Source organism: Xenorhabdus griffiniae (assembly GCF_037265215.1).
GTDB lineage: Bacteria > Pseudomonadota > Gammaproteobacteria > Enterobacterales > Enterobacteriaceae > Xenorhabdus > Xenorhabdus griffiniae.
The window spans coordinates 3,113,022-3,123,047 of sequence record NZ_CP147737.1 but is presented as its reverse complement, the minus strand read 5'-3'; the positions used below and the strand labels follow the sequence as shown (position 1 = coordinate 3,123,047).

Sequence of the window (10,026 nt, the reverse complement as noted above, 5' to 3'; positions counted from 1 at the left end):
ATTAATTATCTCCATTTAGCAGGGCACGCAGTTCATCTTCGGACAAGTTTTCCAATTCTTTTTGCAGCAATTCGATGTCTTCTTGTGCGAAAAAGGTTTCGATCTGTCTTGATGCGATAAGCTCGGCGAGTTCAGAAAGTTCTGGATGGGTAAATATGTCTTGAATAGACACTTCAAGATGGAATGCATCACGTAATCTTGCCATTAACTGAATGATTGATAGGGAGTTTCCACCCAGATCAAAGAAGCTGTCATGGCGTCCTATTTGTTCTAGTCCCAATAAATTCTGCAGGATAGCGGCAATTTGCTGTTCGATTTCACCTTGGGGCGCTTCGTATTCACGGCTGGCGATGGCGGAACGATCCGGTGCTGGCAGTGCCTTGCGATCTAATTTGCCGCTTCCGGTTAGCGGGAAGGCTTCCAGCACAACAAACGCGCCAGGCACCATATAACTAGCCAGACGGTTATTGAGTTGTTCACGCAGGCGATTGGCTTCTAGTGTGAAACCGGATTGTGGAATGATGTAGGCTACCAGACGTTTGTCGCCGGTTTCTTCTTCACGGGCGATGACTACAGCATCTCTGACGCCTTCACAGGTGGCGAGTTGTGCTTCAATTTCCCCCAGTTCAATGCGGAAGCCGCGTATCTTGACCTGAAAATCGTTGCGTCCCAGATATTCAATCATACCGTTTGGCAACCAGCGTCCTAAGTCACCGGTTTTGTACATGCGCGCATTTGGCTGTGCGCTGAATGGATCGGCGACAAATTTCTCCGCTGTCATCTCCGGCTTATTCAGATAACCCCGTGCAACACCTGAACCAGCGATGTGAATTTCACCACGGACACCAATAGGAACCGGTTGACCGAGGGTATCCAAAATATAGATACAGGTATTGGGTAATGGGCGACCAATCGGAATATTGTCATTGAGATATGGAACTTGCGTGTTATCTATCGTCAGATGATCTACGGTTAAGGTTGTGGCAATAACGGTGGTTTCAGTCGGGCCATAGGAGTTAATCCAACGGCAGGATTGCGTTTCCGGGTGAGATAACCAGTTTATTAAATGACGATGTTCTGCTTTTTCGCCGCCGACAATAAGGGTGTGCAGGTAGGGGCTAAAACTACTGCGACCTGCCATCATCTCCTGTACCCAGTGGTGCCAGAAGGCAGTTGGCATATCTATGATGGTGATCTTCTGCTCGCGTAAGAAGGTGACAAAAGTGATATCCGGTATTCGGATATGAGGCGGACGCAGAACCAGTGTCGCGCCGGAGGCCAGGGTTGGAAAGATATCGGATACCGAAGTATCAAAGGCGATGGTCGCAAATTGCAGAATACGATCACCCCATTGTGGCTGGCTGGTCTGGCGTTGCGCATGGATAAAGTTCATCACATTACGGTGTTCCAGCATCACCCCTTTAGGTTTGCCCGTGGAGCCGGAGGTATAGATGATATAGGCCAAATGATGGGGTTGCAGTCCCAGTTGGCGAACATCAGGGTTATGAGTGGGTTGTTGTGCCACCGCGTTACGATGGCTGTCATCATCTAACAATAAGATTGGAATGCCTTGTGTCAGCAAACGTGTCTGTAAATGGCACTGAGTTAACAGCCAGGTAGGTTGGCTGTCTGATAGCTGATAAGCCAGTCGTTCTGTCGGGTACTCCGGATCAAGGGGAATATAACCTGCACCCGCTTTAAGGATGCCATACAGACCAATGATCAGATCCAGACTGCGGTCGGCACAGATAGCGATACGGTCATCGGGACGCACGCCAGACGCAATCAAATGGTGAGCCAGTTGGTTAGCATGACGATTCAGTTCGGCGTAACTGAGTTGGTCATCACCAAACACTAATGCGAGCGCATCAGGTGTTTGTTCCACTTGTTGTTCGAATAATTGGTGGATCAACCTGTCTTGTGGATAGGGCTGAGCGGTATGGTTGAAATCCACTAATACCTGCTTGCGTTGTTGCGGTTGCAGCAACGGTAAATCTTGTATCCGCAGAGCATTATCAGCCACCACCATCGCGGCTAACAGGGTTTGCAGGTAGCGTGCCAGCCGTTCAATACTGGCACGATCAAACAGATCACTGGCGTATTCCAATTCGCCAATTAACCCATTATTGGTGTCGTTCATGGAAAGTGACAGATCGAAATGGGTGCTTCTGCGGGTCAACGGCAATTCATCCAACACTAAACCGGGTAATTCAAGGGATTGTTGTATCGGTGTGTTATCCAGCGCGAGCATAACCTGAAATATCGGGCTATAACTCAAGCTACGTGGCGGTTGCAACGCTTCGACCAATTGTTCAAAGGGTAAGTCTTGATGTACATAAGCTGCCAGTGCATGGGCTTTGACTTGTGCCAATAACGTGCTAACGGTGGGGTTATCTTCCAGTTTTATCCTGAGTGCCAGCGTATTGGCGAAGAAACCAATCAACGGCTCTAATTCACGGTGCTGCCGGTTAGCGATCGGGGTTCCAATAACAATATCGTGTTGACCACTGATGCGGGCAAGCAAGATTGACCATGCAGCCAGCAATGTCATAAATAATGTGGCACCATGGCGCTGGCTCAATGCCTTTAAGCCATCACTTAATGCAGGTGAAAGGGTGAATGCCACTTGATCGCCATGGTAGTTCTGAACCGCAGGGCGTGGCCTGTCTGTTGGCAGCGCCAGTAACGCCGGAGCGCCTTGCAGGGCTTTTCGCCAGAAACTGACCTGTTTTTCCCGCACTTCACCCTGTAGCCATTGTTGCTGCCAGAGAGCATAGTCAGCATATTGCACTGTCAGTGCAGGCAGTGGATCGTTTTGCCCCTGAATGAAAGCACGGTAGAGGGTGGTGAATTCATATATCAGGATGTTTAATGACCAGCCATCCGAAATCATGTGGTGCTGAGTCAACAACAGAACATGTTCATTATTGGCGAGTTTTAGCAATTGTCCGCGAATTAATGGCTCCAGGGCAAAATCAAAGGGATGGTTAGTTTCAAATTGAGCGGCGGTATCAATAGCCGCCTGTTTTTCTGTCTCAGTTAACTGGCTGAGATCTTTAATGGTCAACTTGAAGCCACGCTCCGCATCGGCAATGACTTGCCGGACAATACCCTCCTCCATTTTGATCGTGGTGCGCAGAATTTCATGGCGGGCAACGATCTTATCCAAAGCCGCTTGCAGTGCATTCAGGTTTAACTGGCCTTGCAGACGTAACCCACCAGAGATGTGATATGCCGTTTGGGCGGCAGGATCTAACTGCGCCAGGAACCACAGGCGTTGTTGTGCCCAGGAGAGTGGCAGAATTTGTTGCCGGTCGGCGGGTAATATCGCTGGTTGTGTGGCATGTTGTACTGGTTGATTGGTTGTATCCAGTGATTGTGCCAAATCGGACAAAATGGGATGAGTAAATAGATCTTGCAAGTCCACTTTAAGGTTGAAAACCTGGCGCAAGCGGGTTGCCATCTGTACTGTCAGTAAAGAGTGACCACCCAACTCAAAGAAATGGTCATGACGTCCCACTTGCTCCAGCCCCAGCAGGGATTGCCAGATTTCTGCCAGTTTCTGCTCAATATCCCCTTGAGGGGCTTCATATTCACGGCTGACAATGGCAGTACGATCCGGTGCAGGCAAAGCCTTGCGATCTAATTTACCGCTGCCGGATAGGGGGAAGGTGTCCAGTATGACAAATGCACTGGGGATCATGTGCTCCATCAGGTGGATACTCAATTGTTCACGCAGATGGGAAGGCGTGAGCGTAACACCAGGTTGTGGTATCAGGTAGGCAACCAGACGCTTGTCGCCAGCCGTTTCTTCACGGGCAATGACGACAACATCTTTAACTCCGTCGCAAGCTGCCAATTGCGCTTCGATTTCTCCCAATTCAATACGGAAGCCACGTAGCTTGACCTGAAAATCATTGCGTCCTAAATATTCAATGTTACCGTCCGGCAGCCAGCGCCCCAGATCGCCGCTTTTATATAGACGGGCATTAGCTTCTTTGCTGAACGGATCGGGTATGAAGCGTTCTGCCGTCAGTTCTGGTCGGTTTAAGTAACCACGAGCGACACCGGCGCCACCAATATAAATCTCTCCACTGACACCGATGGGAACAGGTTGACCGAAGGGATCGAGAATATAAATACGGGAATTGGCATTGGGGCGGCCAATAGGAATGCTATGGATAATCTCGGTGGGGGTGACACCATTTAGGAGCAGTGAAGTCACGATCACGGTGGTTTCAGTTGGGCCATAAGTGTTGATCCAACGGCAGCGTTGCGTTTCGGGCAATGATTGCCAATCTACCCAATGGCGGTATTCCGCTTTCTCACCACCGACAATCACCGTATGCAGGTAAGGGCTGAAACCTGTACGATCGGCTTTCATCTCCTGTACCCATTGGTGCCAGAACGCAGTCGGCACATCCATAATGGTGATCTTCTGCTGCTGTAAAAAATCGATAAATTCTATATCCGGTACACGGATATGGGCAGGACGCAGGACTAAAGTTGCCCCCGCAGCCAGGGTCGGGAAAATATCTGAGACGGAGGTATCGAATGCCATGGTCGCAAATTGCAGAATGCGATCCCCTGGTTGGGGATGGCTGATTTGATGTTGAGCATGAATAAAATTGACGACATTACGGTGTTCCAGCATCACGCCTTTAGGCAATCCAGTCGAACCGGAGGTATAGATAATATAGGCCAGATGGTGTGCTGACTGGCTGGCATCAGGATTATGGGTCGGCTGTTGTGCCGCAACATTTAGATAATTTTCATCATCCAGTAACCAGAACGGCACTTCCGTCAGCGGTAAACTTGGCTGTAACTGTTTTTGGGTCAATAATAACTTTGGTGTGCTGTCTGATAACTGATAAGCCAGCCGTTCGGCAGGATATTCTGGATCGAATGGAACGTAACCTGCCCCTGCTTTGAGAATGCCTAACATGCCAATGATCATATCCAGGCTGCGCCCGACACACAGTGCCACGCGGTCATCTGGGCGTATACCAAAGGCAATCAGGCGGTGGGCCAGTTGGTTGGCGCGTTGGTTTAGTTCGGCATAACTTAGTTGCGTATCTTGGTACACCAAGGCAATAGCATCAGGTCTTGATTCTGCTTGTTGTTCAAAGAGCTGGTGGATCAACTTATCTTGTGGGTAGGTGAAGTCTGTGTCATTAAAATCCACCAACAATTGTTGGCGTTGCTGGGGTGTTATCAACGGCAGTTCAGCCACGCGCCGGCTATCATCAGCCACCATTGCCGCCAGCAAGGAGTTTAAGTGGCTGACTATACGCTCAATCGTGGCGTGGTCGAACAGATCACGGGCATATTCCAGATCACCCACTAACCCATTTTCAGTTTCATCCAGGGTTAATGTCAGGTCAAAGTAAGCACTATCCCTGATTAATGGCCGCTCATCTAATACCAATCCTGGCAGCTCAAAATGCCGTTGTCCCGGCGTATTATTGGTTGCCAGCATGACCTGAAAAATGGGGCTATGACTTAAGCTGCGCGGAGGTTGTAAGATCTCGACCAATTGTTCAAAGGGCAGGTCTTGGTGGACAAAGGCATTGATTGCTTGTTCTTTTACTTGTGCCAGTAGTTCACTGACACTGGGGTTATTATGCAATTGCACACGTAACGCCAATGTATTGGCAAAAAAGCCGATTAAAGGGGCTAATTCAGGCTGCTGGCGATTGGCGATGGGAGTGCCAATCACAATATCATCCTGACCACTCAGTCGGCCAAGCAATGTAGCCCATCCCGCCAATAACGTCATAAATAAGGTGGTTCCGTGACGCTGGCTGAGTTCTTTTAAACCGGTCTGTAATGCGGGAGGAAGAATAATATTAACCCGTCCGCCGGTATAGCTTTGCTTCGCGGGGCGTGGACGGTCGCTAGGTACTTCCAGAAGTGCGGGAGCACCTTGCAGGGTGTTACGCCAGAATTCGACCTGTTTTTCCAGCGCCTCTCCCTGTAACTCATTTTTCTGCCAGAGAACATAATCAGCATACTGAATGGTCAGGGCGGGCATGGGATCAGGCTGTCCTTGACAGAATGCGCGATAAAGTGTGGACAGTTCTTGCATAAAGACACTGACTGACCAGCCATCAGAGATAATATGGTGTTGAGTTAACAGCAGGACATGCTGATCTTCTGCCAGTTTTAGCAAGCGTCCCCGTGCTAATGGGCCATGAACAAAATCAAAAGGGTGGTTTGCTTCAAGACAGGCGATTTTTTCAATGGCCGCTTGTTGTTCTGGATCCGTTCCTGCGGAATAGGACTGGCTGAAATCTTCTTGTATCAGGGGAAAACCACAATCTGCATCATGAATGATTTGTTGGGCTTCGCCTTCTACCGTCACGATAGTGGTACGCAGAATTTCATGGCGTGCCACAATGCGATCCAAGGCTGCTTGCAAGGCATTCAGGTTTAGTTTGCCTTGTAGGTTCAACCCTACTGACATATGGTATGCCGTTTGTGCAGCAGGATCTAACTGAGCAAGAAACCATAAACGTTGTTGTGTCCAGGATAATGGCACGCCGTTATCACGCGGTTGAGCCGTGATTGTTGTCTTTTGTGTCGATTGGCGGGTTATTTTTGCTGATTTGGCTAACTCAAGTAGTCTTCTGCGTTCCGCTAATGGTAGAGATGAAAGCTCGTTATTATTCATTTGATTATCACCATTTAAAACAAGGTAAATTAAAATCTAATTCATTGATTTATAAACATCTTGCAGAGACTCTGAATCGAATTGCAGCAATAGAGAGTCAATAATGCATTCTTCAAGTTGACAGAGGGTTGGGTGGGAAAACAGTTGATGAATAGATAATTCAACATCAAATGTTTGTTTTATTTGCGACTGTAGCTGTAGCACTAACAGAGAATGACCACCTAGCTCAAAGAAGTTGTCATAGCGACTTACCCGATCCAGCCCCAATAATGTTTGCCAAATGGCGGCCAATTGCGTTTCGGTTTCGCTTTCTGGAGCCGCATATTCACGACTTGACATCGCTGTGTGATCGGGAGCAGGCAGAGCTTTGCGATCGAGTTTGCCATTTGGCGAGAGAGGAAACGCCTCCATTACCACAAAGGCAGCCGGTATCATGTAATCGGCGAGAGTGCGGCTTAATTGCTCACGCAGTTGAGAAATGCTTGGGGTGCTATCCTGATTTGGGATCAAATAGGCAACCAGTCGTTTGTCATGGGGTCCATTGTCACGGGCAATCACCACCGCTTCACGAATGCCCGCACACTGGGTCAGGCAAGTTTCAATTTCACCCAGCTCAATACGCAATCCGCGAATTTTGACTTGAAAGTCGTTGCGTCCCAGATAGGCGATACTGCCATCTGGTAGCCAACGTCCCAGATCGCCAGTTTTATACAGACGAGCATCAGGATCGGCATTAAATGGGTCGTTAATAAAACGTTCAGCGGTTAATTCAGGCAGGTTTAAATAACCACGGGCGACACCCACTCCACCGATATAAATTTCCCCCGCCATACCAATTGGAACGGCTTCTCCATGAGTATCGAGAATATAGATTTGGATATTGGCAATAGGCTGTCCAATCGGCACTTGTCCGATATAGCGATCCGGAACACATTGCCAGGCCGTGACATCAATGGCGGCCTCCGTGGGGCCATATAAATTATGCAGTTCACTGTGAGGCAAGTGAGAAAGACAGTGTTGTTGCAAGGCATAAGGCAGCGCTTCCCCACTGCATAAAATTTGGCGTAGGGAAAGGCAGCGTCCGGCCGGAATGTAATGGAGAAAACTTTGCAACATGGAGGGCACAAAGTGGATCGTCGTGATATGACGGCGTTCTATCTCTTCCAATAAATAATGCGGTTCTTTATGACCACCGGGGCGAGCCATCACTAATTGCGCCCCAACCATCAGGGGAAGGAAGAATTCCCAGACGGAAACATCAAAACTAAACGGCGTTTTTTGTAAGACGCGATCGTGTGGGGTTAATTGATAAGCTTCTTGCGCCCAAAGCAAACGGTTAACCACGCCGCGATGCTCATTCATCACCCCTTTGGGGAGTCCGGTTGAGCCAGAGGTATAGAGGACATAGGCCAGATGACGTGATGTCAGCCCTAAATAAGCGGCCTCTAAGTTATCATTATCCTGGCGGGTAATATTAGCCTGAACGGTGGGATTATCTAAAAACCAGACAGGAATTTCAGTCACGGGCAGTTGTTCTTGCAAGCCATGATGAGTTAGCAGGATCACAGGTTCACTGTCTGACAGGATATAAGCGAGCCTGTCTGTGGGATATTCCGGATCGAGTGGCACATAAGCCGCCCCCGCTTTCAAAATCCCCAACAGACTAATGACCATATCCAAACTACGCTCCATGCAAACGGCGACGCGATCATCGGGATGAATTCCCGTTGCGACAAGGGCATGAGCTAGCTGGTTAGCCCGCTGATTCAATTCCATATAACTGAGCTGCGTATTCTCATATAGCAGTGCAATGGCAGTTGGGTTGCGTGCTGCTTGTTGCTCAATAAATTGATGGATTAAGGCGTGTTGCGGGAAGGGCTTATCCGTATTGTTAAAATCATGAAGGATTTTCTGACGTGCCTGTTCATCCATCAATGGCAAACGATCAATTGTCTGTTGTTCGTCGTTTACCATCGCTTCCAGCAGAGTCAAAAGGTTTTGCATAAGCTGGGAGATGAATGCTGCGTCAAATATTGCCGTGTCGTAATAAAAGGTATAACCAATATGCTCGCCAGATTCTAAGACATTTATCATCAATGGAACGGGGACATCGGCATAGAGGGGATATGGGAAAGGTCGTAACTCTGCATTTCCCCACTGTACCGTGATATCGTCATCTTCAGCCATCCAGAGGGTAGTCAGGTCACCGATATATCTGGCTTTTTGGAATATCATGACTGTCTGGAAAACGGGGTGAACCTCTGCATTGCGTTGCAGTTTTAGTTGTTCCAGTATCTTGGTGAACGGATATTTCTGGTTTTCAATACCCTGCCGAATAGTCTTCATCGCTTGTGTGATATGTTCCTGTACGGTCATATCACGGTTTATCTGGCAGCGTAAAGCAACCGGATTGATAAATTCGCCGACTAATTTTCCCCAACGTGCACGGCCTCTGCCCGGCAAGATAGAACCGATAATGACGTCATCCACTGCGGTATAACGGCTGAGAAGAATTTGGTAAGCAGCCAGAAAAACAGCAAATAGGCTGTTGTCATATTTTAGTGCTAATGTTTGCAGCTTGTGCGTCAGTGACTGGTTAATGATTTTCTTTAACGATATTTTTCCTGTGGCGGGCAGGGGGCTGTTTTTCGGTGGCCATTGTGAGACAGCTAAATCCCCCGCCAATGTGTTTTGCCAGAATTGTTGTTGTTTTTTAGCGCTGGTACTTTTTAGCCATTGTTGTTGCCATTCCACATAATCGTGGAAACTATTTTCTGGTGCGGGTTCCAGGGGTTTTGCCGACAGCAGAGCATCAAGTTCATCTAACAGCATCCAATAAGACCAGCCATCAACGGCCAGATGATCAAAGGTCAAGACCATGACACTTTCTTGTTGATTGCATTGATACCAGCTGGCATAAACCCGCAACGGATGGGCCAGGTCAAACATATGCCAGCAATCGTCGTGAACACGCTGTTTAAGCGTTTCTTCGCTAAGATGTTGAGCATCCTGTACTGCAAGTGTGATATTAGCGCTGTCTGCGATGCAATAACCTAATTCGCCGTGGTGTAGTCCAAAACTTGCCCGCAGCATCGGATGTCTTTGTACCAGTTTATTGAGAGCTTCTTCTAAACGCTTGGCCGTTAATCCTTTAATGCGTGCACAAAATGCACTATTATTTTGACCGCGTTTGTCAGGGTCAATTTGATATTGAAACCAGCGGCTGCGTTGAGCTTCTGATAAAGGGAATGATTTCAATTTTTCAGGGTAATTCATTCTATAGCTCCCTTTTTATGGGTACATTAAAAATAAAAACATGAGAACTGATAAAACAAAAAATCACACTTGGGTTT

At 48.1% G+C, this 10,026-nt stretch carries 2 protein-coding genes; both read right to left on the bottom strand.

Annotated features, from left to right (window positions below):
* Window position 1: 1 nt before the first annotated feature.
* Complete coding sequence (locus tag WDV75_RS13560; protein ID WP_273558291.1) at window positions 2-6,673, bottom strand: non-ribosomal peptide synthetase; 6,672 nt, start codon at window positions 6,671-6,673, stop codon at window positions 2-4.
* A 36-nt stretch (window positions 6,674-6,709) separates the two neighbouring features.
* On the bottom strand, window positions 6,710-9,949 hold the full coding sequence (locus tag WDV75_RS13555) for a non-ribosomal peptide synthetase (RefSeq protein WP_273558292.1): 3,240 nt from the start codon (window positions 9,947-9,949) through the stop codon (window positions 6,710-6,712).
* Window positions 9,950-10,026 lie beyond the last annotated feature (77 nt).

Bases quoted from the DNA above. Each gene is read 5' to 3' on its own strand.
- WDV75_RS13560 (WP_273558291.1), bottom strand. From the start codon at position 6,673: ATGAATAATAACGAGCTTTCATCTCTACCATTAGCGGAACGCAGAAGA.
- WDV75_RS13555 (WP_273558292.1), bottom strand. From the start codon at position 9,949: ATGAATTACCCTGAAAAATTGAAATCATTCCCTTTATCAGAAGCTCAA.